Annotated in this window: 23 protein-coding genes; 8 read left to right on the forward strand and 15 right to left on the reverse strand. The window is 35.3% G+C overall.

The features are described from left to right. Nucleotides 1-235 precede the first annotated feature (235 nt). From M9426_RS03695 to M9426_RS09280, 3 genes are all read left to right on the forward strand, one after another. The gene (locus tag M9426_RS03695) at nucleotides 236-1,093 is read left to right on the forward strand and encodes an NAD(P)/FAD-dependent oxidoreductase (protein ID WP_250342628.1); all 858 of its coding nucleotides are present in this window, start codon (nucleotides 236-238) and stop codon (nucleotides 1,091-1,093) included. Nucleotides 1,094-1,263: 170 nt separating this feature from the next. Then, nucleotides 1,264-2,376, forward strand: a complete 1,113-nt coding sequence (locus M9426_RS03700; RefSeq protein WP_148464745.1) for a sodium ion-translocating decarboxylase subunit beta — start codon at nucleotides 1,264-1,266, stop codon at nucleotides 2,374-2,376. 10 nt (nucleotides 2,377-2,386) lie between these two features. Then, nucleotides 2,387-2,512, forward strand: a complete 126-nt coding sequence (locus M9426_RS09280; protein WP_005957244.1) for an OadG-related small transporter subunit — start codon at nucleotides 2,387-2,389, stop codon at nucleotides 2,510-2,512. A gap of 64 nt (nucleotides 2,513-2,576) precedes the next feature. Here M9426_RS09280 and M9426_RS03705 read toward each other — a convergent pair whose 3' ends face one another. Then, nucleotides 2,577-2,990, reverse strand: coding sequence for a hypothetical protein (locus M9426_RS03705; protein ID WP_250342492.1), 414 nt, complete (start codon nucleotides 2,988-2,990; stop codon nucleotides 2,577-2,579). A 700-nt stretch (nucleotides 2,991-3,690) separates the two neighbouring features. Then, nucleotides 3,691-4,284, reverse strand: a complete 594-nt coding sequence (gene rbr / locus M9426_RS03710) for a rubrerythrin (RefSeq protein WP_250342493.1) — start codon at nucleotides 4,282-4,284, stop codon at nucleotides 3,691-3,693. A gap of 401 nt (nucleotides 4,285-4,685) precedes the next feature. Here rbr and tpx point away from each other — a divergent pair, with 401 nt between their 5' ends. The 3 genes from tpx (at nucleotide 4,686) to M9426_RS09295 (ending at nucleotide 6,085) form a co-directional block, all read left to right on the forward strand. Further along, nucleotides 4,686-5,186 carry a thiol peroxidase gene (gene tpx, locus M9426_RS03715; RefSeq protein ID WP_250342494.1) on the forward strand — a complete coding sequence of 167 codons (501 nt, stop codon included), beginning with the start codon at nucleotides 4,686-4,688 and terminating at the stop codon, nucleotides 5,184-5,186. Beyond that, the gene (rlmH, locus tag M9426_RS03720) at nucleotides 5,186-5,665 is read left to right on the forward strand and encodes a 23S rRNA (pseudouridine(1915)-N(3))-methyltransferase RlmH (protein ID WP_195444841.1); all 480 of its coding nucleotides are present in this window, start codon (nucleotides 5,186-5,188) and stop codon (nucleotides 5,663-5,665) included. Before tpx ends, rlmH begins: the two co-directional genes overlap by 1 nt. Before the next feature lie 186 nt (nucleotides 5,666-5,851). Continuing rightward, entirely contained in the window at nucleotides 5,852-6,085 is a 234-nt protein-coding gene (locus tag M9426_RS09295) for a DsrE family protein (protein ID WP_305883877.1), read from the forward strand. A gap of 93 nt (nucleotides 6,086-6,178) precedes the next feature. Here the strand turns inward: M9426_RS09295 and M9426_RS03730 are convergent, their stop codons facing one another. The 6 genes from M9426_RS03730 to hisS all read right to left on the reverse strand — a co-directional run bounded on the left by M9426_RS03730 (nucleotide 6,179) and on the right by hisS (nucleotide 12,669). Next, the gene (locus M9426_RS03730; protein ID WP_005957219.1) at nucleotides 6,179-6,934 is read right to left on the reverse strand and encodes a ZIP family metal transporter; all 756 of its coding nucleotides are present in this window, start codon (nucleotides 6,932-6,934) and stop codon (nucleotides 6,179-6,181) included. A 228-nt stretch (nucleotides 6,935-7,162) separates the two neighbouring features. Next, complete coding sequence (locus M9426_RS03735) at nucleotides 7,163-7,378, reverse strand: hypothetical protein (protein WP_005957198.1); 216 nt, start codon at nucleotides 7,376-7,378, stop codon at nucleotides 7,163-7,165. An 8-nt stretch (nucleotides 7,379-7,386) separates the two neighbouring features. Then, on the reverse strand, nucleotides 7,387-7,926 hold the full coding sequence (locus tag M9426_RS03740) for a M48 family metallopeptidase (RefSeq protein WP_250342496.1): 540 nt from the start codon (nucleotides 7,924-7,926) through the stop codon (nucleotides 7,387-7,389). A gap of 6 nt (nucleotides 7,927-7,932) precedes the next feature. Next, nucleotides 7,933-9,396, reverse strand: coding sequence for a cardiolipin synthase (gene cls, locus M9426_RS03745; protein ID WP_250342497.1), 1,464 nt, complete (start codon nucleotides 9,394-9,396; stop codon nucleotides 7,933-7,935). A gap of 20 nt (nucleotides 9,397-9,416) precedes the next feature. Continuing rightward, nucleotides 9,417-11,240 (reverse strand): translational GTPase TypA, encoded by a 1,824-nt coding sequence (gene typA / locus M9426_RS03750; protein ID WP_005957240.1) that lies wholly within the window; start codon nucleotides 11,238-11,240, stop codon nucleotides 9,417-9,419. A 121-nt stretch (nucleotides 11,241-11,361) separates the two neighbouring features. Then, nucleotides 11,362-12,669 carry a histidine--tRNA ligase gene (hisS, locus tag M9426_RS03755; RefSeq protein WP_250342498.1) on the reverse strand — a complete coding sequence of 436 codons (1,308 nt, stop codon included), beginning with the start codon at nucleotides 12,667-12,669 and terminating at the stop codon, nucleotides 11,362-11,364. A 249-nt stretch (nucleotides 12,670-12,918) separates the two neighbouring features. Between hisS and M9426_RS03760 the strand changes: the two genes are divergently transcribed. After that, a complete protein-coding gene (locus M9426_RS03760; protein WP_250342499.1) occupies nucleotides 12,919-14,142 on the forward strand; it encodes a sodium/glutamate symporter in 1,224 nt (407 codons plus the stop codon). A gap of 124 nt (nucleotides 14,143-14,266) precedes the next feature. Here M9426_RS03760 and M9426_RS03765 read toward each other — a convergent pair whose 3' ends face one another. The 4 genes from M9426_RS03765 to M9426_RS03780 form a co-directional block, all read right to left on the reverse strand. Then, a complete protein-coding gene (locus tag M9426_RS03765) occupies nucleotides 14,267-15,751 on the reverse strand; it encodes an aldehyde dehydrogenase family protein (RefSeq protein ID WP_250342500.1) in 1,485 nt (494 codons plus the stop codon). Between the two features lie 200 nt (nucleotides 15,752-15,951). Continuing rightward, entirely contained in the window at nucleotides 15,952-16,428 is a 477-nt protein-coding gene (locus tag M9426_RS03770; RefSeq protein WP_195444809.1) for a hypothetical protein, read from the reverse strand. Further along, nucleotides 16,418-16,639 carry a helix-turn-helix domain-containing protein gene (locus M9426_RS03775; RefSeq protein ID WP_060799809.1) on the reverse strand — a complete coding sequence of 74 codons (222 nt, stop codon included), beginning with the start codon at nucleotides 16,637-16,639 and terminating at the stop codon, nucleotides 16,418-16,420. Before M9426_RS03775 ends, M9426_RS03770 begins: the two co-directional genes overlap by 11 nt. A gap of 8 nt (nucleotides 16,640-16,647) precedes the next feature. Next, nucleotides 16,648-17,118: a DUF2975 domain-containing protein gene (locus M9426_RS03780; RefSeq protein ID WP_250342501.1), complete on the reverse strand. Its 471-nt coding sequence runs from the start codon at nucleotides 17,116-17,118 to the stop codon at nucleotides 16,648-16,650. A 427-nt stretch (nucleotides 17,119-17,545) separates the two neighbouring features. Between M9426_RS03780 and M9426_RS03785 the strand changes: the two genes are divergently transcribed. Beyond that, on the forward strand, nucleotides 17,546-18,139 hold the full coding sequence (locus M9426_RS03785) for a leucine-rich repeat domain-containing protein (protein ID WP_250342502.1): 594 nt from the start codon (nucleotides 17,546-17,548) through the stop codon (nucleotides 18,137-18,139). Nucleotides 18,140-18,247: 108 nt separating this feature from the next. Here M9426_RS03785 and M9426_RS03790 read toward each other — a convergent pair whose 3' ends face one another. The 3 genes from M9426_RS03790 to M9426_RS03800 form a co-directional block, all read right to left on the reverse strand. Then, nucleotides 18,248-19,246 carry an ornithine cyclodeaminase family protein gene (locus tag M9426_RS03790; RefSeq protein WP_250342503.1) on the reverse strand — a complete coding sequence of 333 codons (999 nt, stop codon included), beginning with the start codon at nucleotides 19,244-19,246 and terminating at the stop codon, nucleotides 18,248-18,250. Between the two features lie 28 nt (nucleotides 19,247-19,274). Further along, nucleotides 19,275-20,327 carry an acyltransferase gene (locus tag M9426_RS03795; protein ID WP_250342504.1) on the reverse strand — a complete coding sequence of 351 codons (1,053 nt, stop codon included), beginning with the start codon at nucleotides 20,325-20,327 and terminating at the stop codon, nucleotides 19,275-19,277. 457 nt (nucleotides 20,328-20,784) lie between these two features. Then, nucleotides 20,785-21,933: a 2-hydroxyacyl-CoA dehydratase subunit D gene (locus tag M9426_RS03800; RefSeq protein WP_250342505.1), complete on the reverse strand. Its 1,149-nt coding sequence runs from the start codon at nucleotides 21,931-21,933 to the stop codon at nucleotides 20,785-20,787. Between the last annotated feature and the right edge of the window lie 9 nt (nucleotides 21,934-21,942).

Raw genomic sequence — 21,942 nt, forward strand, 5'->3', positions numbered from 1 at the left:
TTCAAAACAGCCCACAAAATCGTGGGCTGTTTTTTTCATCTTTAACTAAGGATGTTTAATGTAAGTCAAAAAATTTTTTTAACTTATAAAAATAAATTAGCTATTGGTTTTCTCTTCTGAAATTTATCTTTTACTTTTTCTTTTTCCTCTCTTATTGACAATGAATTTATTAAGTGCTATAACACCATTGTAATATTGACACAAGGGAGGTTTTAATATTAAAGATTTAATTATAATTGGAGCTGGACCTGCTGGTGTTTCTGCTGCTCTTTATGCACAATCCAGGGGCCTCGACTTGACAATATTTGAAAAAGATAAGGTTGGTGGTTTAATTGGAAATGTTTCTAAGGTTAGCCACTACACTTCTGTTATAGTTGATGAAGACGGAGAAAGTTTTAGAAAGAGATTAGAGGATCAAATCAAGGCATATAAGCTTGATTTAAAATACGAAGAGGTCCTTAGCTTAAAAAAAGATGGCGATGTCTTCGTTGTTAAGACAAATAAGGACACCTATGAAGCTAAGAAAGTTATTGTAGCTTCTGGCTCTAGTCCAAAGGAATTGGATTTAAAGATTGAAAATTATAAGATTTCTCATTGGGCTAAGGGTTCTGAAGAAAGGGTTAAGGGCAAGCTTGTAATAGTCAACGGTGGTTCTGATGGTGCAGCTAAGGAAGCTATTTATCTTTCCAAGTTCGCAAAGGAAGTTCACATCGTACAAAACCAAGATAAGCTCTTATGTATTCACGAGTTCAAAAAGCAAATCGAAGAATCTAATAACATTGTAGTCCACACTTCTTCCTCTTTGGAAGCTGTAACTTGTAAGGATGGTCTTATAAGATCTGCCAAGCTTTCTAATGGATGTGAAATTACTGCCAAGGATGGACTTGAAATTTTTGCTATGATTGGTCAACATCCAAATACAAGTTTTATTGACTTAAATATTCCAAAGAATGAACTTGGTTTTATTGATTCTGATGTTGAAAGCAAAATTGATAATTTATTTTTTGCAGGCGACCTAAGGGTCAAAGCAGTTAGACAAGTTGCCACTGCTGTAAATGATGGAGCCCTTGCAGGCATTGGAGCAAGTAAGTAGTTTTAATTTTTGTTTAAACTTAACTGCTTGCATCTCACTAACAAGCTTCAAAAATTTTATAAGTAGCAAAAGAAAGCTCACACTTGTGGGCTTTTTTGTTTTGCATAAATTGAAAATAGGACTTATTTGTGTTATATTACTTTCCATGTTAAAAACAATTAGGAGGTAAAATGGATATACTTTTAGAAGGGATTTTAAATCTCGAAGTTAAACACTTAATTATGTTTATCATTGGCGGAATTTTAATTTATCTTGCCATTGATAAGGAATACGAACCTTCACTTCTTCTGCCTATTGGTTTTGGTGCAATTATTTCTAATATTCCACTATCATCAGCAGTTGGAGATGGAGGCTTCTTGACAATACTTTATAAGGCAGGGATTGCCACAGAGCTTTTCCCAGTTTTAATCTTTATAGGTGTAGGCGCAATGATCGACTTTAAACCACTTATTGCTTCGCCTTTCATGCTCTTCTTTGGAGCAGCGGCTCAATTTGGAATTTTTGCCACAATGCTCTTTGCTATTTCAACTGGCAAGTTCTCACTTCCTGAAGCAGCGTCAATTGGTATAATTGGTGCAGCCGACGGCCCAACATCAATTTATGTTGCAAAGGTCTTTGCTCCTAATTATCTTGGACCAATATCTGTAGCAGCTTATTCTTATATGTCTCTTGTGCCAATTATTCAGCCACCAGTTATTAAACTCTTAACAACTTCTAAGGAGAGAAAAATAAGAATGAAGTACACCACTGTTCACGTACCAAAGAAGGTTGAAATATTATTCCCAATTGCAATTACTCTTATTGCTGGAATAATAGCACCTATGTCTGTGTCCCTTATTGGAGCCTTGATGTTTGGTAACTTGATAAGAGTTTGTGGAGTTCTTGAAAGACTTTCTATCTCTGCACAAAATGAACTTTCAAACCTAGTTACAATTTTGCTTGGGATAACAATTGGTGGAACCATGTCTGCCGATGCCTTTTTAAATGTCAACACCCTTATGATCCTTGCCATGGGACTTGTTGCCTTTATCTTTGACACAGCAGGTGGTGTTCTCTTTGCAAAATTCTTAAATTTATTCTTAAAGAACAAGGTCAATCCAATGATTGGGGCAGCAGGTATCTCCGCCTTTCCTATGTCTGGTAGAGTTGTGCAAACTATGGCTGCAAAGGAAGACCCAACGAACTTTATCCTTATGCAAGCTATGTCTGCTAACGTTGCAGGACAACTTGGCTCAGTAGTTGCTGGTTCAATGATTTTGGCTCTTGTGCCAATGTTTATGTAGGGGTGATAGGATGGACATGAATGTATTTATGCAAGGTGTAGAAGTAGCAGTTTGGGGACTAGCTGGAGTTTTTGCTGTCCTAATACTCTTCTACTTATCAACTAAACTTATGCTAAAAGTTTTTAAAGAAAAATAATTTTTTAAAATTTAATAGACATGAAAAAACTGTTGGATTTATTTTTCCAACAGTTTTTATTTGCTTATTTTTTCTCTTCACCTATAAAGGAGTATTTTGTATCCCAATGTTCAAAAACTAAATCAGGCTTAGGATCCTTATCCTTGTAAGTTCTCATGCCATAAATCCCAGTCACAGGCTCTTCAAAACCATCAAACTTCATAATAACTTCATATCCTGCGCCAGCCTTTTTTAGTTTATAAGTACCAGTATAGTCATAGGCACTGTTTCTATCAGTCATGACAAAATTTTTCTTGTCAAATTTAAGAGCCATGTCATTGCTTAATTCTACTCCATCATCTGTTTTTATCATGCTTTCCAAAGTCCACTTTACATTATAAATTTTCTTATCTGGAAGACCTTGGTCCTTACCTGTGCAAGCCGTCAAAATTATTCCTGCCATAAAAATTAAAAATAAAAAGCTTAAAATTTTTTTCATGTCTACCTCCTTGTATAATGAACACATAGTAATTAGTGTTCTTTTTTCTTTTTACTATATGATAAGCATAGGCTTGTGGATTGGTTCGTCCTCCATAGCTTTGACTATTTTATTTAGATTCCAACCACAGTTCTATCTTTATTTGTTTATGAGTTAGATAAGGCTAGACCTTTTATTTCGAGCAAGGATGCGATACATAGTTTTGAGGATACCACAGCCAATTTTTATTAAGGATGTGATTTTTATGTTTTGTTGGTATCGATGTTGCTAAGGATAAGCATGATTGTTTTGTCTTTAATTCTGATGTTGAAGTTTTTAAGGATGGCTTCACTTTTTCTAAGGATTTAGAGGGGTTTAATCTTCTACTATCACTATACCATATCCTTCTGAAAATTTAAAAGTGTGATTTGAAGCTACTGGACACTATAGTTTTAACTTAAACAATTTTCTTGTGAGCTGAAATTATTGCTGACATCAATAAATTTGATACTCCTAGTCAGCTTTAAGCTTTTGCAGGTTTAGATCCTGCCACTCATCAATCTGGTAAGTTTGTTGCTAAAGATGTCTCTTCATATTAACCTCCATTTTCTTTAGTAAGCTATAGCATAGTTAAAGATTTTTAAGTTTACAATTTAGTAAAAAAAACCTGGCCTATATGCTAGGTCAGGTTTCTATACTTTTATATTTTATTTCTAATGTTTTATTTTACTAGGCCTATTGCCATAAAGAAGCCTTGTGGGTGTTTACATGCTGGACATGCTTTTGGAGCTTCTTCGCCTTCGAAGATATATCCGCAGTTTAGGCATTTCCAAATTGTTACTTCATCTTTTTTAAACATTTCTCCTGCTTCTAGAGTGTCTAGAAGGGTTTTGTATCTGTCTCTGTGGTGTTCTTCTACTTCGCCTATTTCTGTAAATGATTTTGCTATATCGTCAAAGCCTTCTTCTTTTGCAACTTTTGCAAATTCTGGATACATAGATTCAGCTTCGCCATTTTCACCATCAATAGCTCCTTTAAGGGCAAGTTTTGTGTCCTTATAAACTACTGGGAAGGCTGTATAGTCAGGGTTTAGTTCAATAGCTTCATTTTCAAATTCGTCTTTTAAGTACTTATAAAGTGCATTTGCGTGAGCTCTTTCGTTTAAAGCTGTTTCTTCAAAAACTTTTGCTATGTGCTTGTAGCCTTCTTTGTCAGCAATTTTTTGAGATAGAGTGTATCTTTGAACTGCTTGAGATTCTCCTGCAAAGGCTGTTATTAAGTTACTTGCTGTTTTTGTTCCTTTTAATTTTTTCATTTTACTTACCTCTTTCTTTTTTTAGATATACTTCCAATATATTATATATATAACCCTTTACAAATGGCTTAAACACTGGGTTTGTCGATAATAATTATCAATTGGTCGCGACTTTAAATTAATTCTAAATTTATTCCTCATAATTAAAACTTTATTATTTTCTTTCCTAATTAATTTAGGCTTGTTTGTTATGCTTATTTTTATTTAATTGTCTTTTGTTTTTTACTCATTTTACTGTTGACTTCATATAGTTAGTCTAATTTATTACTTTAATTTACAAAATTTTTCTCACTTATATTTAAGTCAAATTGGCATTTTATTTCAATACTTGTTATGATTCATGATAATTGGATATAATTATAGTGTAAATTAAAACAAAAATAATTTTAGGAGGAATTGAAATGGATATAACATTTGGCGGAAATAAAGTAAATCTTGAAGGAAAAGAAATCAAAGTTGGAGACGTGGCTCCATCATTTAAGGCAATTAAAAGGGACCTATCTGACTTTAACTCAGATGACCTAAAGGGCAAAATCGTAGTTTATTCAGTTGCACCATCTATTGACACACCAGTTTGTGCTCTTCAAGCAACTACTTTTAACGAAGAAGCTACAAAGTTATCTGACGATGTGAAAATCGTAACTGTTACTGTTGACCTTCCTTTCGCACAAGAAAGATTCTGTTCAGTTAAAGGAATCGAAAACGCAGATATTGTTTCTGACTACAAATACAAGGAATTTGGTAAAAAATTCGGTTTCATGATTGAAGAATTGCAACTACTTGCTCGTGGAGTTGTAATTGTTGACAGAGACGGAAAAGTTGCTTACGTTGAATATGTTCCTGAAGTAACTCACGATGTTAACTTTGACAAGGCTCTTGAAGAAGTTAAAAAATTAAAATGATCAACATTAATTTAATTGTACTTGGCAAGATCAAGGAAAATTATTTTAAGGATGCCATAAATGAGTACAAAAAAATGCTTAAGTCTTACGCAGATTTAAGCATTTTTGAAATTATGGACGAACCCTGTCCCGAAAATTTGTCAGACAAGGACATGGAGAAGGTAAAAAATGTGGAAGGCGAAAAAATCCTCTCCAAGATAAAGGATGGTGCCTATGTCATTGCCCTTGAGATTGGTGGCAAGAGCCTAGACTCTGTTGCCTTTGCTGATAAAATCAAGGACCTTATGATTGACGGCCACTCCAACATAACTTTTGTAATTGGTGGAAGTCTTGGACTATCCCAAGAAGTTTTATCTAGGGCTGACTACAAGCTCAGCTTCTCCAAGATGACCTTCCCCCACAAGCTTATGCGAGTGATCTTGATGGAACAAATCTACAGGGCCTTTAGGATAATTAATAACCACCCCTACCACAAGTGATCTGACATGAATTTAAGTTCATTACAATAATGATGCTGAACTTATTTACGATTCACTAGAAAAATTATAAGGAGAATATTTGTGGAAAAAATACTTTTTTATGTGATGGAAGGCGAGAAGATGTGCTTTAACCACGTCATGTTAAATGCAGACTCCCTCCTAGAAGCTGGCAAGTAAGTAAAAATAATTCTTGAAGGCAAGTCTGTCAAGCTTCCAAAAGTTTTAGAAGACGAGAAAAATTCTCTTTATAAAAAACTCTTGGACTCAGGACTTATTGTGGGCGTATGCAAGGCTTGCTCCAAGGTAATGGGCGTCTATGAGGATAACGAAAAGCTTGGCCTTACATTTTTAGATGACATGAAGGGCCACGCTGGCATGGAAAAATATATAAGCCAAGGCTATCAAGTCCTTGTCTTCTAATTAAAAATTATAAAAAATAAACCAGAGCTGCGAAGAAAGTTTCATTATCCTTTAGGATTTTGAAGCTTACTTCCTAGCTCTGGTTTTTTATTTTTATATAAGAGTATCTAAAAACATCATTAGGATAAATCCAAAAACTACCCCATAAGTTGCCTCTCTCTCATATCCGTTATTGTGGGTCTCTGGTATAATCTCGTCACTAATTACAAAAAGCATGGCTCCTCCTGCAAGAGCAAGGATGAAGCCTAGAGTTGCAGAGAAGATGGAAACAAGTCCAACTCCAAGGAAGGCTCCAATAGGTTCAACAAGTCCTGTCAAGCTTGCTATGGCAAAGGCCTTCTTGCGAGTGTAGCCTTCACGAACAAGGGCAAGGGCAACAGCAAGTCCCTCTGGCATATTTTGTAGGGAGATGCCAAGGGCAACTGAAAGACCATTTGCCACATTTTCTCCACCAAAACTTACACCAGTTGCAAGTCCTTCTGGAAAGTTGTGGATGGCAATGGCAATTACAAAGAGCCACATCTTGGATAAGTTCTTTACATTTGCTCCCTCGTGTCTATTGTCTATTAAGTGCTCGTGGGGTGCAAACTTGTCGATTAAATCAAGAAGGAGAGCCCCGAAAAAAATTCCAAGTCCCGTTGAGACAACGCCCATAGTTCCATTAGCTATCTCAAGACTTGGTATAACAAGGGAGAAGCAAGTTGCTGCAAGCATAACTCCTGCTGCAGCTGCAAGGAGAATGTCCAGTCCCTTCTGGCTCACATCCTTTGCAAAAAATATAGGGATTGCACCAACCCCTGTCATAAGTCCAGGCACCACACAGCCTAGTATAAGAAAAGTTAAATTCATTTAATCACCTTAATTCAAAATTTTACCTATTAATTATAACACAATAATATATTTAATTTTTCGCAAAAAATAAAAGCACGAAGGTCGTGCTTTATTATTACTATTTAAATTCTTATAAAGTTGTAGATTTTTATAGGGGCATAAAATCTTGCAAGCTTGTATCTTTTTATAAAGTCCTGATACCTTACAAGGTCATAGTTTCTTATAAAGTCATAAATCTTTATAAGATTATAAACTGTTAACCGCTCTTCTTATTCCACCAGCTAGTTCGTCAAAAAATCTTGAGACCTTGTCAAAGAGATCTCCTAGGTTAAAGTTTCTAATTCCACTGACAATAAAGTGTTTGTCAATTCTTTGATTTCCAATAAAGATGGAAATGTTAAAAAGTTTCATTAGGATAAGAATTCCTGCTATTATTCCCAAAATTTTTAAAGCTTTTTTCATTTTATCACCTAGGTCTTTAATTCTCTTTCAATTTCTTCATAGTTTTCCATGTACTTCTTGCACTCATTTATAAAATTCTTGTCGTGGTGAAAGAATTTTAAGTGAACTAACTCGTGAAGGACAACTGCCTCAATTTGTTCTAAGGGTCTTGCTGCCAGGTAGAGATTTATTTTTATATCTCCACGCTGTGGATAGCAGGTTCCCCATCTCACCTTCATCTTCCTTATCTCATAGGACTTGGCTGAGAGTCCAGTCAAGGCTTCGTATCTTGGAAAAATTTCATCCAAGACCTTCTGAAGCTCTCGTCTGTAAATTTTTTCAAGTTCTTCCTCTGAAGTGAAGTTTACCTTTTGGCCAAACAAGTGGTTATTGTAGCGTCCCCTTCTCTCATCTTCCATCTTTAGTCTCTCAATGGCTTCCTCATTGTTTTTAATAAATTCTTTTATGGCTCTGTCAGTCATAGACCTTGGAGCAGAAACTTTTATTATCCCATCTTCGACCCTAAGCCTAAGGGACCTTATCTTCTTTTTATTTATTTCTATATCCATTATATCCTATAAGAGGGGAGATAAAAGTCTTGAAAAGGATTCACGTAGCTTAGTGAACTTTGACCTCTTGGCATAAGTTTCCTTAGTTATCTCTGTGCACTCTTCAAGATCCCTCTTAAAGTCTTCCTTTAATTTTTTATTTAATTCTTCATCGTATAAGAAGGCGTTGACTTCAAAGTTTAGTTCAAAGGACCTTATGTCGAAGTTTGCTGTCCCAACGCTTGATAGGTAGTCATCTGATATCATAATCTTTGTGTGGAGGAAGCCAGCTTCATATTGGTAGACATGAGCTCCCCACTTTAAAAGTTCTCCCAAAAAAGATAGGGATGCCCAGTGAACAAAGAGGTGGTCACGCTTGGCTGGGAACATTATGTTGACATCAACTCCACTTAGGGCTGCAACCTTTATGGCCTTTAAGAGTCCTTCATCAGGAACAAAGTAAGGAGTTTGGATGTAGAGTTCCTTCCTTGCAGAAGTTATTAATTTTTCGTAGCCATTTCTTATGGAGTCTGCCTTGGTGTCTGGTCCACTTGTGACAATATTTATGTCCACTCCATCTTCTATCTCTGGAAAAATTTCTGTAGTGAAACCCTTGGTGTGGTCTTCTGATGCAAACTTGAAGTCTAAGAAAAATCTCCAGGCAAGTCCATTGACTGCTGGACCTTCTATTCTTAGGTGGGTGTCTCTCCAATAGCCCATGGGACCCTTGGATATATATTCATCTCCAACGTTAAATCCGCCAACATAACCAATTCTCTTGTCGATTACAGCAATCTTTCTGTGGTTTCTGTAGTTGATGTGGGTGTTGATCTTGTCAATAATACCTGGGAAGAAGATGGCAAACTTAACTCCAGCTTTTTCGAGAGACTTCCTGTCCCTTAGCTTCATCTTCCTAACACCCATGCCGTCAACTAATAAGTAAACGTCAAGGCCTTCCTTGGCCTTTGACTTTAGTATATCCATAAATTCAGTGGAAAGTCCATCTGATTTAAAAATATAATATTGAACGTAAATTGTATGTTTAGCCTTTCTCAAGTCTTCAAAGAGGGCAGCGAATTTTTCAACTCCATCGTTAAAAATCTTTACCTTGTTGTCGGTGTAGAGCATTTCGTTTTCTGCCTTGTTGAACATCTCAACCATATCAATGTGGTTGGCAGTTCTCTTTTTTGAAAACCTAAATTCCTTGTTCTTTATCTCTCTTAATTGAGCTTTTGATTCCTTGCTTAGGATCTCGTCCTTTTTATGTTTGCCACTAAATATTTTGGATTTTGAAATGTCTTGTCCTATAAAAAGGTAGAGTACAAAACCAAGAAGGGGCAAGAAGTTAATAGCCATTACCCACAATAATGTGGATATTGGCTTCTTGTTGTCAAATAAAATTATAAAGGTGGATACTAGTAAGTTTACAATAAATAGTACTGAATAAACTTGGGCAAAGTTTTTAAGCATCCCAAAATATACACTAAACATCTTTTACTCCTTTCCTAAAATTATTTATTTTTCTTTGATTTATATCTTGTTTGTGAGTTTAGAATTTTCTTTCTAAGTCTAAATTCATTAGGTGTAATTTCTATTAGCTCGTCATCTTCAATAAACTCTAAAGCTTCTTCAAGACTCATCTTCCTAACTGGAGAAAGTCTAAGGGCTTCATCAGAACCTGATGCTCTGACGTTAGTTTGTTTCTTTGACTTAGTAACAGAAACTTCAATTTCAATTCCCTTTGGTGATTCACCAACAACTTGACCTTCATAAACATCTTCACCTGGCTCAACAAATAGGGTACCACGTTCTTGGGCGTTGTTAAGTCCATAAGCTGAAGCTGTTCCTGTGTCAAAGGAAACAATAGATGCATTTACCCTTCTTGGGATTTCTCCCTTGAAAGGCACATAGGATTCAAAAATAGAATTTAGGATTCCAGAACCCTTAGTGTCAGTCATAAATTCTGTCCTATAACCAATAAGTCCCCTTGATGGAATAATAAATTCAAGCCTTTGGTAGCCCCCATTAGGTTCAACAATGTTAACAAGCTCTCCCTTTCTCCTGCCAAGTTTTTCTATAACAGATCCGGCGTAGACATTGTCAACATCAATAGTAACTCTTTCTGTTGGCTCTAACTTTTTGCCATTTTCATCATATTTATAAAGAACTTGTGGTTTGGAAACTTGGAACTCATAACCTTCACGTCTCATGTTTTCAATTAAAACTGAAAGGTGAAGTTCTCCCCTACCAGAAACCTTAAAGGAATCAGTTGAGTCAGTATCTTCAACTCTTAGTCCTACGTCAGTTTGTAGTTCTCTGTGAAGTCTTGCCTTGATTTGTCTTGAAGTCAAGAACTTTCCAACCCTTCCTGCAAAAGGTGAATCATTTACAGAGAAGTTCATGGAAATTGTTGGCTCAGAAATTTTTACAAATTCAAGAGCTTCTGTGTCTTCTGTTGAAGTAATAGTGTCTCCAATGTTGATGTCTTCGATACCTGTTACTGCAACAATGGAACCTGAACGTGATGAATCAACTTCAACCCTGTCTAGACCTTCAAACTCATAGATTTGTGCAATCTTAATGTTTTCTTTAAAGTCTGGATCAAGTTTATTAACTCTTACAAGCTTGTCGTTTTCGTTAATAATACCTTGTTCGATTTTTCCAATACCAATTCTTCCAATGTATTCATTGTAGTCAATTGTGGAAATTAGAAGTTTGAAAGGTTCATCATCTCTTTGTTCTGGACCTGGAATGTAATTAATAATAGTTTCAAAAAGTGGGTCCATGTTTTCCATCTTGTCCTCTACATCAAGAGCTGCAATACCTTGCTTTGCTGATGCAAATACAAAAGGACATTCAAGAACAGATTCATCAGCACCCAATTCGATAAATAGGTCAAGAACTTCGTCAACTACTTCAAGTGGTCTTGCTTCAGGTCTATCTACCTTGTTAATGCAGACAATAACTGGAAGGTTAAGTTCAAAGGACTTCTTTAACACAAACTTAGTTTGTGGCATTGGACCTTCAAAGGCATCTACTAATAGGACAACACCATTTACCATTTTTAAAACACGTTCAACTTCGCCACCGAAGTCAGCGTGTCCTGGAGTATCAATGATATTAATCTTAACTCCATTGTGGTTAACAGCAGTGTTCTTGGAAAGGATAGTGATACCTCTTTCCTTTTCAATGTCATTTGAGTCCATTACCCTGTCCTTAACTTGTTGGTTTTCCCTAAAGATACCTGATTGTCTTAATAGGGCATCAACTAGGGTAGTCTTACCGTGGTCAACGTGGGCAATAATAGCTATATTTCTTATATCTTGTCTTTTCAAAAATTCTCATCTCATTTCTTCATGTTTCTATCCTATTTTAAGCTTAAATAAAAAAAAGTGCAACAAAAAAGACCTATAAACTTTGAAATTATCAGTTTATAGGTCTAATTTTAATCCGAGCTTACTTCTTAAATCTTTCAACTAACTCATCAAAAGTTACTTCTTCCTGATCTCCTGTCTTCATATCCTTCAAACTATACTTTCTAGTTTTTATTTCTTCTTCACCAAGAACTATTACATAGTCCACCTTTGTTTGGTCTGCGTACTTGAATTTCTTCTTTAATTTTGCAAATTCTGTGTAGACAGAAACCCTTACTCCCTTTTCTCTAAGTTCACTTAGGAGTTTAATTCCGTCGTGGATGCAATCATCCATTGGGATAATTAAAAGGTCAACTAAAGATTTTTCTTCACTAGAAATTATTTTTGCTTCATTTAATTGGTAGAAAAGTCTTGAAAGTCCAATGGAAATCCCAACTCCTGGCAATGCCTTGTCTGTGTAATAGCTTGCAAGGTCTTCGTATCTTCCACCTGAGCAAACTGATCCAATCTTTGGATAGTTATCAAGAGTAGTTTCATAAACTGTGCCTGTGTAGTAGTCAAGGCCTCTTGCAATCTTTAGGTCAATGTCAAAACAGTCTTCGTCTATGCCAAAGTCCCTCATGTAGCCAACAACTTGTGTAAGTTCATCAAGTCCTTCTTGGAAGATCTCATCTTCTATTTTTAATGCTCTTAGTTGTTCAAGAATTTCATCTACAGTTCCCTTGATTTTTATAAATTCTAGGATTTTTTCTCCAGAATCTCTTCCTATTCCATTTTCTCCTAATTCTTCAAGGACACTTTCTTCACCAATCTTATCTAGCTTGTCAACGGTTCTAAGTACATTCATGGAGTCTTCGATTCCAAGTGATGAGAAGAAGCCCTTTAAGATCTTTCTATTGTTAAGGTGAATTGTGAAATCTGTAAAGCCTAAGTCCTTAAAAGTGTGGAAGATTACAACTGGGAACTCTGCGTCATTGACAAGCGAAAGTTCTCCCATGCCAATTGTGTCAATATCACATTGGTAGAACTCTCTAAAACGTCCCTTTTGAGCCTTCTCTCCCCTGTAAACTTTTCCTATTTGATATCTTTTAAATGGGAAGGATAAGTCGTTCATGTGCTCTACAGTGTATCTTGCTAGGGGAACTGTCAGGTCAAACCTAAGACTCATGTCAGTGTCTCCCTTTGAGAACCTGTAAATTTGTTTTTCAGTTTCTCCACCGCCCTTTGCTAGTAGGACTTCAGATTTTTCTATAACTGGAGTATCTATGGGCAAAAAGCCGTGCTTTTCAAAATTTTTTCTTATAATGTCTTTCATCTCATTAAAGAGAATTTGATCCTTTGGTAGTAGTTCCATAAAACCTGGAAGGGTTGATGGTTTTACAATTGTCATAATATCACTCCTGTTTATAAATTTTGCTTTTTCTTCTTATTAATAATTATAATTTTATCACATTTAGGGAGCTTTTTGTACTTTTGTATGCTATTACGAGAAAGTTTTGAAAGCTTTATAAAAATTTTATTTAATTTTTAAATTTTTCGTGTATTAATTTGATAGAGTCTTTGACTTGATAAGCTTTATCCCTTATAATCAAATGGTTAATATATTGATATATTAATAAATTTTTTAGGAGGAAAAAATATGGAAAGAATGGTAATCGAGTTCGGCATGTTCGAAACTCTACTACTTGGCGTATTAGCCATTTACCTGGGAGATTTCATGAGAAAGAAATTTCCAGTTTTAGTTAAGTACTGTCTGCCTTCAGCCGTAGTTGGTGGCACTATTGTATCTATTATTACTATGATTTTATACTACGCAGGCATAATGGAACCTAACTTTGATTTTAAGACAGTTAACACTTTATTTTATTGTCTATTCTTCGCGGCTAGTGGAGCTGCAGCCAGCCTTTCACTTTTAAAACAAGGTGGAAAGCTTGTAGTTATCTTTGCAGCTTTAGCTGCCCTACTTGCAGCTTGTCAAAATGCAGTTGCACTTGGAGTTGGTGGCCTAATGGGAGTTAATCCACTTATCTCAATGATGACTGGCTCAATCCCAATGACAGGTGGCCACGGTAACGCTGCAAGTTTTGCACCAATAGCTGTTGAAGCTGGTCAAACTGCTGCCATGGAAGTTGCCATTGCATCTGCTACTTTTGGACTTATTGCAGGTTCACTTATTGGCGGACCTTACGGTAACTTTATCGTTAAGAAATTTGGATTTGAAGATCCAGAACTAGATAATCAACAAAACACTCTTGTTGATACAGCCAAAACTGTTTTGATGAACAAGAAGACTATGATTTCTTCTGTAAATATGATGGTTCTTGCTTGTGGTATTGGCCAATTAATTTTCTTGGGCCTACAAAAAGTTGGTGCTAACATTCCAATTCACGTTTGCTGTATGCTTGGTGGTATTCTTGTGAGAGTCTTCCTTGATAAGACAGGAAGAGTTGAAGATTCACTTCTTGAAGCAATTGATACTGTTGGAGACTTTTCTCTTGCACTTTTCGTTTCAATGTCAATTGTAAGTATGAAGCTATGGCAACTTGCAGACCTAGGACCTCAACTAATCGTTCTTCTTCTTGCACAAGTTGTTCTTGTTCTAGTATTCACTTACTTCTTAACATTTAGACTACTTGGCAAGAACTATGACTCAGCTGTTATGGCAGTAGGTCACCTTGGATTCTCAACAGGTGCTGTTCCAGTTTCAATGACAACTATGAAGACAGTTTGTGACAAGTATAGGTTCTCTAAGCTTGCCTTCTTCGTTGTTCCAGTAATTGGTGGATTTATTTCAAATATTTCAAATGCACTAATAATTACTAAGTTCTTAGACATTGCCATTAAGATGAGCGCAGGTATGTAGGAAAAATTATAAATCTTTTAATTTTAGAATTATTTTAATTTAAAATTTTAAGCACTAAAAAAGGGCTATAGTGAAAACTATAAGCCCTCTTTTTGATTATTCTATTTATTTATAAAATTTATTCTCAGTAAAGTCCTGAAGATTTTTCAGAAGTATCAATGAAGATGTTCTTAACTTGTGAGTAAGCATCAAGCATCATCTTGTGGTTTTCTCTACCAATACCAGATTTTTTGTAGCCGCCAAAAGGTGCACCTGCTGGAAGTTGGTTGTAAGTGTTAACCCAAACTCTACCAGTTTCAATTGCTCTTGCAACTCTTATTGCCTTGTTGATGTCTCTTGTCCAAACAGCTCCTGCTAGACCATAGTCTGAGTCATTTGCCATCTTAATAACTTCATCGACCTCCTTAAACTTAATTACAACTGCAACTGGTCCAAAGATTTCTTCTCTTGCAACCTTCATGTTGTTGTCAGCATTTGTAATAAGAGTTGGCATTGTGAAGTAACCATTTTCTGTGCCATTCTTTGTAGCCTTTTCGCCACCAACAGCAATTGTTGCTCCTTCTTTTCTTGCAACTTCTACATAACCAAGAACTTTTTCAGTTTGTGATCTGTTAACTTGGGCTCCAACTTGAGTGTCTTCTTCCCAAGGTAGACCAACCTTGATCTTCTTGAATTTTTCAATTGCCTTTTCAACAAATTCATCGTAGATATTTTCGTGAACAAAAACTCTTGAACCTGCACAACATACTTGTCCTTGGTTAAATAAGATACCCATAGCAAGACCATCAATTGCAAGATCCATGTCGCAGTCATCAAAGAAGATGTTAGCAGACTTACCACCAAGTTCTAGGGTAGCTGGAATTAATTTTTCTGCTGCAGCTCCTGCAATCTTGTAGCCAACTTCAGTTGAGCCAGTGAAGGCAAGTTTTGAAAGTCCTTCATGGTGTTGTAGGTATTCACCAGACTTAGATCCAGATCCTGTTACAACGTTAATAACTCCCTTTGGCACTACATCTTTTATCAACTTCATAAGTTCTAGAAGTGAAAGGGAAGTTGTTGAAGATGGTTTAATTACAACTGCGTCCCCTGCTGCTAAGGCTGGAGATAATTTCCATGCTGCCATTAAAAATGGGAAGTTCCATGGGATAATTTGACCAACAACTCCAAGTGGTTCACGAAGAACTATGGATAGGGTGTTTTCGTCAATAGCATTAGCAGTTCCTTCTTCAGCTAGGATTGCTCCTGCAAAGTATCTAAAGTGTTCAGATGCTAGTGGAATATCAACATTTCTTGTTTCCCTAATTGGCTTACCATTGTCGAGAGTTTCAACCATGGCAAGGTGGTCAGCATTTTCATCAATAATATCAGCAATCTTGTTTAAGATTTTTGCTCTTTCGTATCTATTTGTCTTTTTGAATTGGTGGAAGCCTTCCCAAGCTGCCTTAACTGCCTTGTCTACATCAGCTTCAGATGCTTGGGCAATTGATGCAAGTTTTTCTCCATCAGCTGGACAAAATACATCTAAAGTTTCTCCATTTTCACTTTCAACAAATTCTCCGCCAATAAATAGGCCATACTTTTTATCTAAATTAATGTTTGGTTTAGTCATATTACACTCCTTACTTTACTTTAATGTGTCATATAAAGCTTTCGTATAAGAAATACCCCTCAAAGTTGTTTTAAAAACCCATAAGTATATATTTTTAATTTTTTACTTAGAGAAAACTATGTGATTTTTTCCATTAAAAAAAGACTCTTTTCGAGTCCCTTTTTTAAAAATTCTAATTGATTTTCTTTATCAATTTTACTTTAAGTGTCCCATTCTAAAAATAAAATTTCTCCCTTATCTTCATCAAGTATTAGAGCCACAAAATTTCCATACATTCCTGCAAAGACATATTCTGAAGTTGCTTTGAAATAAATTTTATTATTCAAATCAAGAGAAGGATCAAATCCTCTCTTTTTAACTTGTAAGTAACAAGTTTCTATTTGGGATTTTCTATTTTCATCTGTAATCTCATAATCCTCTAGTTCTTCTTTTATTTTTCCAAGGTCCTTCTTGTCAAAAGAAAATAAAATTGCAGCTTCGCCGTCTCCATGAAAGCTTGGCTCCTTATATAGTTCTCTTTCCCTTTTCACTGACTTTGGAAGGCTTATGCCAAATTCATTTTCCACTTTCTTCACTGACTGATCTCTTGGATCAGACAAAAAATATAAAAGTGGTATAGCGGCAAGAAAAATTATGAACATTGTAATTAAAATATTTTTAAATTTTTTATCGGTCATCTTCATCACCCTCGTAACGTAAAATATCTCCAACTTGACAGTCTAAGACCCTACAAATTTCTGAAAGGGTAGAAAACCTTATGGCCCTAGCCTTATTTGTCTTTAAGATAGAAAGGTTTGAAAGACTAATGCCAACTTCCTCAGACAATTCTGTCAAAGTCATCTTATTCTTTGCAAGTTCAACGTCTAAATCAACAATTATTTTTCCCATAGTCCACCTCAAATCGTAAGATCATTTTCTTCTTTCAAGTCTATGCCTTCTTTAACCATATCGCACAAGAGAAGAAAAATTTGTCCCACAAGCATGGACACAAGACCTGTCCCAATAAAAATAAGATTTGTTATGGAACCCTGGAGGTTGAAGTTGGTGTAAATTATTGCGAGGATAGATAAAAGAAAAATTCCTATAAAGGAAAGGGCCACTACTTGAAGGTTAAAAAGTGTCTTCCTCTCAAAAACTTTGTCCTTCCCATAATTTTTTAATGCCAAGAGTCCAAATACTAGGGCAAGTATAAGTCCCAAGACCATGGCTTGACACAAGACCATCATGGGATACTGCATATTCATAAACATGGGGTAGATTCCTGACACTAGCTTAGCAAATTTATAAACTCCATAGAGTCCACAAGTTAAGGTAAAAATTGCAAGAATCAAAAGTCCCCCAATAAATTTAACTCTAAAAGATTTCATGATAAGCTCCTTTCTTTTTCTTTATTATAATATTTAAGTTTATGTTTTTCAATAATTATTTATTGTTTATCAATAAATAATTTATCTTTTACATTAAATTTTAATTTCTTCTATTTAAAATTATTTATTCTTCTACTTCCATAAGCTCTACAAATTTTCATAACTTAGTCACTTCCCTTAATTAATACAAATTTTAAAAATTTATGAAATCCTTTTTATAGGACTTTTTGATAAATAATTTTTTGCCAATAAATTTTTATATATAGTAAGAAAAATCTTTTTAAATAAACTATTAGTAAAAAAGATTTTTCTTATCATAAAAAGTGTTCATCCTTCGCCTAATTAACAAGCTTCCTTTATAATTTTTGGTCCTTATGTTATAATATATATAAGAAAAATTTTTAATTAGGGGGAGGACGTACATAATATGGAAAAACCTTGGGAGTTTGATGATTTTATTTTTGACGGCGATGTTTTAAAGGGAATGACAAGAAAGGGCAAAGACAAAATCAAAAATGAAGAATTATTTGATATGGTAGTGCCTACTGAAGGACCTGACGGAACTAAGATCAGAGTAATTGGAGAACAATGCTTCTTTAGAAGAAAACTTAACTCTGTTGTAATTCCTGAAACTGTAGAAGAAATCCAATACGAAGCTTTTGGTGTTAACAACCTTACTGAAGTAGAAATTCCTGATTCAGTTAAAAAGATTGACGCTTACGCTTTCTACAGAAACAAATTAACTGACGTTAAGTTACCAGAAGAAGTTGAATTTATCGGTGACAATGCTTTCTCACTAAACCAAATCGGTGAAATTGATTTTCCTGATACAGTAGAATTCATTGGTGTAAGTGCTTTCTACAAGAACAACCTTACAGAAGTTAACTTACCTAAGAACATTAAGGAAATCGACATGTATGCATTCAGAAAGAATAACATTCATGAAGTTCAAGTTCCAGCTGGTATGGAAAAACTTGACAATAGAGCTTTCGAAGAAAACACTGTTGTTAAAGAAGCTTAATATTAATTATAAACTGTTGCTTTGGGCAACAGTTTTTTATTGCATTTTTACAATTGCAAATTAAACAACAAAAAAACTGTCAGACTTCTGACAGTTTTCTAATTTATTTTACATTTCTATTTTTGTTCCTATTCCCTTTTCCTTAGCAAGTTGGTAAATCTTTTCACCTGCCACAAGGTCTAGACCTGCGAAGCCCACAGTCTTAAACCAAGTTATCTCTTCCCTGGACTCTCTTCCCACTTCTCTTCCAAGTAGGAGGTCACCAAGTTCGTGAGCAACCTTCTCTTTAGAAATTTTTCCTTCATTCATCGGGATGATAACATCTCCTGCCTCTTCAATTACACCTTCATTTGTATCAGTGAAAATCTTGCCAGCCCTCACCAAAAGCTCTGGAGGAGTTTCCTGCATATCAGGAGTGTAGGAACCCACACTATTTACATGGACACCCTTCTTGACCTTAGCGCCATCAAATACAGGCTTCTTAGAAGTGGTAACAGTAGTTATTATGTCCACATCTCCTAAGACTTCATCAAGCTCTTTAATTGCAAGTATCTTTGCCCCGTAGCCTTTTAATTTTTCATCCATTTTCCTTGCAAAGGCCTCTGCCCTCTCGTAGTTCACATCATAAACATAGGACTTTTCTATGTCTCTTACTGCAAGGACTGCCTCAAGCTGAGTCCCAGCTTGCCCGCCTGTTCCTATTAATAGAAAAGATTTTGCATCCTTATTGGCTAGGACCTCTGTAGCTGCACCTGACACTGCCCCAGTCCTTAGTCTTGTTAGGATTGTTCCATCGAGAATTGCCTTTACAAATCCATTGTCCTTGTCAATTAAGATCATTGTTGATGGAGAACTAACAAGTCCCTTATCAATGTTTCCTGGATAGATGTCAATTATCTTCATGCCAAGAGCCTTCTTGTCCTTGATGTAGCCTGGCATAAAAATAGCAGTGCTTGATGAGTCCTTGTCTACGTCAATTACAGTTCTTAGGGGAATGTCGGACCCTCCTTGGCTGTAACTCTTTAGGGCTTCCTTGTCTGCCTCAATTATATCTTTAATGTCAACTGCCTTTAAAATATCTTCTTCCCTTAAAATTAATATTTCCATAATTACCTACTTTCTTTATACTTAGTTTTTATAAAATTCTCAAGTTTAATTTCTTTTTTATTGACCTCAAGATGATAGAAGTTAAAAGAGAAATAACAAAAATCCCCATAATTTCTAGGATGCTAACTAGGACCTTGCTTAAGCCAGCAAAGTTTACATAAGTTAGCCCACGGCTGCCCAAAAAGTCCAGAAAGACCAAATGGATTATAAAAATCACAAAAATATTTTCAGAAACTATCCTTAGAAAAGTCTTTAGCTTTTGACTTTCGATTTTCGCCTTCATGCATAGGGCAAAAAGTGAATAGGCCAGACCAAAGATCAAGATGTTGTTGCCTTCCCAGGCGTAGAGGTTTAAGCCTTCCCCACTCATCTTAATTACACTTAAGACCAAGAGGATATAAGATGCGAGAAAAATCAAAAAATAAAAACCTGCTTTCCTGTCAAGAATTTTGGACTTATACTTTTTAAAATATCCTCCCAAAAGAGCAAACATGACATAGTTGTAGGCCCCGCTAAGTTCATAAAACTTTAGGATTTTAAAAATCCTTATATTAAAGACTGTTATTGCAAAATTTATTGTAAGCGAAATTATAATCCAAATTCCCAAAATATATTTTAATTGGCCCTCTTCCTTCTTCACAAGAAAATTCCCAAGAGGAGCAAAAATATAGATAAAAATTATTATAAAAATATAGTAGAGGTGGTTTTTAAAGTTTCCATCTAAGATGTCGGATACCATGGCACCAATGTCAAGGGGCTTGTGGTATTGGAAAATTGTTGAAAGGCAGGACAAAGTTCTGTAAAAGATTTCTGCTAAAATAAAGTAAATAAAAAATTTTATAACCTGTCTTGCAACTTTCTCATAAGATATCTCGCCTCTTGTGTAGAGAAGATAACCACTTGCCATGCAGAAGGCTGGAACGCAAAACCTAAAGAAGGATCCCGCAAATAAAAAATATTTCCATGTCATAGTGTCCATGTCGTAGGCTGATCCAGGTGCAAGGACGTGGATGGCAATAGTTGCTATTATAGCAATGAATTTTATTAAATCTATCTTATAATCTCTAGTGGACCCTTTCATACTAACTCCTCAAATTATTTTAATTTAATTTTATCATATAGGCCGCCTTTTACAATGAAAGACTATAAAGTTTTTATCAATAAGTTTTGACCGGTGTCTTTAAAGCTTAATCTTATTATTTTTCCCTATCTCATTAAACATTCTTCCTTAATACTTGTCCCACTGTCTTTAAAGTTTTATTTTGATACTTCCCACAGCTTTTTAAAATTTTGCAACTAATTTATTCCCTATAGAAATTTTTTCATAATAGTTTTACGAATTCTTGACTTCTTACATTTTACAAATGCCTAGCTAATTATGACTTTACTAATCATTAACTTTTTGTGGCTTTGGAATTAATAATTTAATATTTTCAACAATTATTAACTCCTAAAGTTTCCATTCTCAAAAATATTTTCACACAAGAAAGGCAAACAAAAAAGACGCCGATCTCTCGACGCCTTAAAATTTTATTTTATTACATTCTATTAAGTTGAACCATTTCTTCAAATGTTTCAAGTTGAGTCTTAGCTTGACCGAAGTCAGTCATTTGTTGGTCATAACCAAGTTTGATTAGTGGAATACCAGCTTTTTCGTAAGCTTGTTTTAATGATGGATATTCCATTTCTTCTGTATCGTTGAATGTCATCATGAATACTAGACAACCATCAGCATCGTTATCAACTGCTAGGTCAACAACATATTTTGGTCTCTTCCAAATATCTGGGTCGTAAAGAATTGGATCTTCGTCCATTCTTGCGAATTGGTCAGCAAGTGCCATGTATGGATCTTCGATTGAAGTATCAACATCAACCTTGAATCCTCTTGATTCACTTGCAACGTCGTCTGCAACTACACAGATGTTGAAGTCGTCAAGTACTTGAAGAAGTGCAGGGTTATCAGTGATAACACCAGAAGTTACTACTCTTGGTCCCTTGCATTCTTCTTTTGGCATAGCCTTAAGTGCTTCAATAAGTTCTTTTAACATCTTGTTGTGTTCGTCTTTTAGCATGTGGTGTGATGCCTTAAGAACGTTACTTCTGTCTGATGCCTTAATTGTTTGTGAATAGTCTCCACATAGTTTAACAAATTCTCTCTTAAGAGCTCTGTTTTCGTTGTAAACTTCGCAAGCCTTCTTAAGGTTTTCGTCAGTAATCTTAACGTCACAAATTTCTTCAAGTCTTTCAGCAGCTTGTTTGAAGATTGTAGCGTTGTATTTTTTACCAAATTCTTCTTTTCTGTGTTGTGCATGGTTTAAGAATACCATAGGAATCTTTCTACCAACAGAAACTTTGTAGTTTTGAGAGAATGGTCTTAGTGTATCATCAAGTGTTGTTATCATTGATGCGCTAAGTCCATCAAGAGATCCGTCAAGACCCATTTCTAAACATCTAAGTGCTAGTGAATAGTAGAATGTTGGGAAATATTCTTTAGCCTTATCAATAGGTCCTTGTCCTCCCCAAACTCCGTAAGGTACAAGTCCACCTGCATAGATGATTTCTTCAGGTGCGTAGTAAGGGAAAACACCAACTACTTTTTTACCTTCTGCAAGGTACTTGTCGATTTGTTCTCTTCCGTTTTCTGCTATATGTTTAAATTCTTTTAATAATTCTTTTATATCAGTCATTTTGCACCC

The sequence above is a fragment of the Peptoniphilus genitalis genome (assembly GCF_023614525.1).
GTDB classification, from domain to species: domain Bacteria; phylum Bacillota; class Clostridia; order Tissierellales; family Peptoniphilaceae; genus Peptoniphilus_A; species Peptoniphilus_A genitalis.

What these genes read in the sequence shown, in the direction of transcription:
- M9426_RS03700 (WP_148464745.1), top strand. Translation starts at nt 1,264, where the DNA reads ATGGATATACTTTTAGAAGGGATTTTAAATCTCGAAGTTAAACACTTA.
- M9426_RS09280 (WP_005957244.1), top strand. Translation starts at nt 2,387, where the DNA reads ATGGACATGAATGTATTTATGCAAGGTGTAGAAGTAGCAGTTTGGGGA.
- M9426_RS03705 (WP_250342492.1), bottom strand. Translation starts at nt 2,990, where the DNA reads ATGAAAAAAATTTTAAGCTTTTTATTTTTAATTTTTATGGCAGGAATA.
- rbr (WP_250342493.1), bottom strand. Translation starts at nt 4,284, where the DNA reads ATGAAAAAATTAAAAGGAACAAAAACAGCAAGTAACTTAATAACAGCC.
- tpx (WP_250342494.1), top strand. Translation starts at nt 4,686, where the DNA reads ATGGATATAACATTTGGCGGAAATAAAGTAAATCTTGAAGGAAAAGAA.
- M9426_RS03730 (WP_005957219.1), bottom strand. Translation starts at nt 6,934, where the DNA reads ATGAATTTAACTTTTCTTATACTAGGCTGTGTGGTGCCTGGACTTATG.
- M9426_RS03735 (WP_005957198.1), bottom strand. Translation starts at nt 7,378, where the DNA reads ATGAAAAAAGCTTTAAAAATTTTGGGAATAATAGCAGGAATTCTTATC.
- M9426_RS03740 (WP_250342496.1), bottom strand. Translation starts at nt 7,926, where the DNA reads ATGGATATAGAAATAAATAAAAAGAAGATAAGGTCCCTTAGGCTTAGG.
- cls (WP_250342497.1), bottom strand. Translation starts at nt 9,396, where the DNA reads ATGTTTAGTGTATATTTTGGGATGCTTAAAAACTTTGCCCAAGTTTAT.
- hisS (WP_250342498.1), bottom strand. Translation starts at nt 12,669, where the DNA reads ATGACAATTGTAAAACCATCAACCCTTCCAGGTTTTATGGAACTACTA.
- M9426_RS03760 (WP_250342499.1), top strand. Translation starts at nt 12,919, where the DNA reads ATGGAAAGAATGGTAATCGAGTTCGGCATGTTCGAAACTCTACTACTT.
- M9426_RS03765 (WP_250342500.1), bottom strand. Translation starts at nt 15,751, where the DNA reads ATGACTAAACCAAACATTAATTTAGATAAAAAGTATGGCCTATTTATT.
- M9426_RS03770 (WP_195444809.1), bottom strand. Translation starts at nt 16,428, where the DNA reads ATGACCGATAAAAAATTTAAAAATATTTTAATTACAATGTTCATAATT.
- M9426_RS03775 (WP_060799809.1), bottom strand. Translation starts at nt 16,639, where the DNA reads ATGGGAAAAATAATTGTTGATTTAGACGTTGAACTTGCAAAGAATAAG.
- M9426_RS03780 (WP_250342501.1), bottom strand. Translation starts at nt 17,118, where the DNA reads ATGAAATCTTTTAGAGTTAAATTTATTGGGGGACTTTTGATTCTTGCA.
- M9426_RS03785 (WP_250342502.1), top strand. Translation starts at nt 17,546, where the DNA reads ATGGAAAAACCTTGGGAGTTTGATGATTTTATTTTTGACGGCGATGTT.
- M9426_RS03790 (WP_250342503.1), bottom strand. Translation starts at nt 19,246, where the DNA reads ATGGAAATATTAATTTTAAGGGAAGAAGATATTTTAAAGGCAGTTGAC.
- M9426_RS03795 (WP_250342504.1), bottom strand. Translation starts at nt 20,327, where the DNA reads ATGAAAGGGTCCACTAGAGATTATAAGATAGATTTAATAAAATTCATT.
- M9426_RS03800 (WP_250342505.1), bottom strand. Translation starts at nt 21,933, where the DNA reads ATGACTGATATAAAAGAATTATTAAAAGAATTTAAACATATAGCAGAA.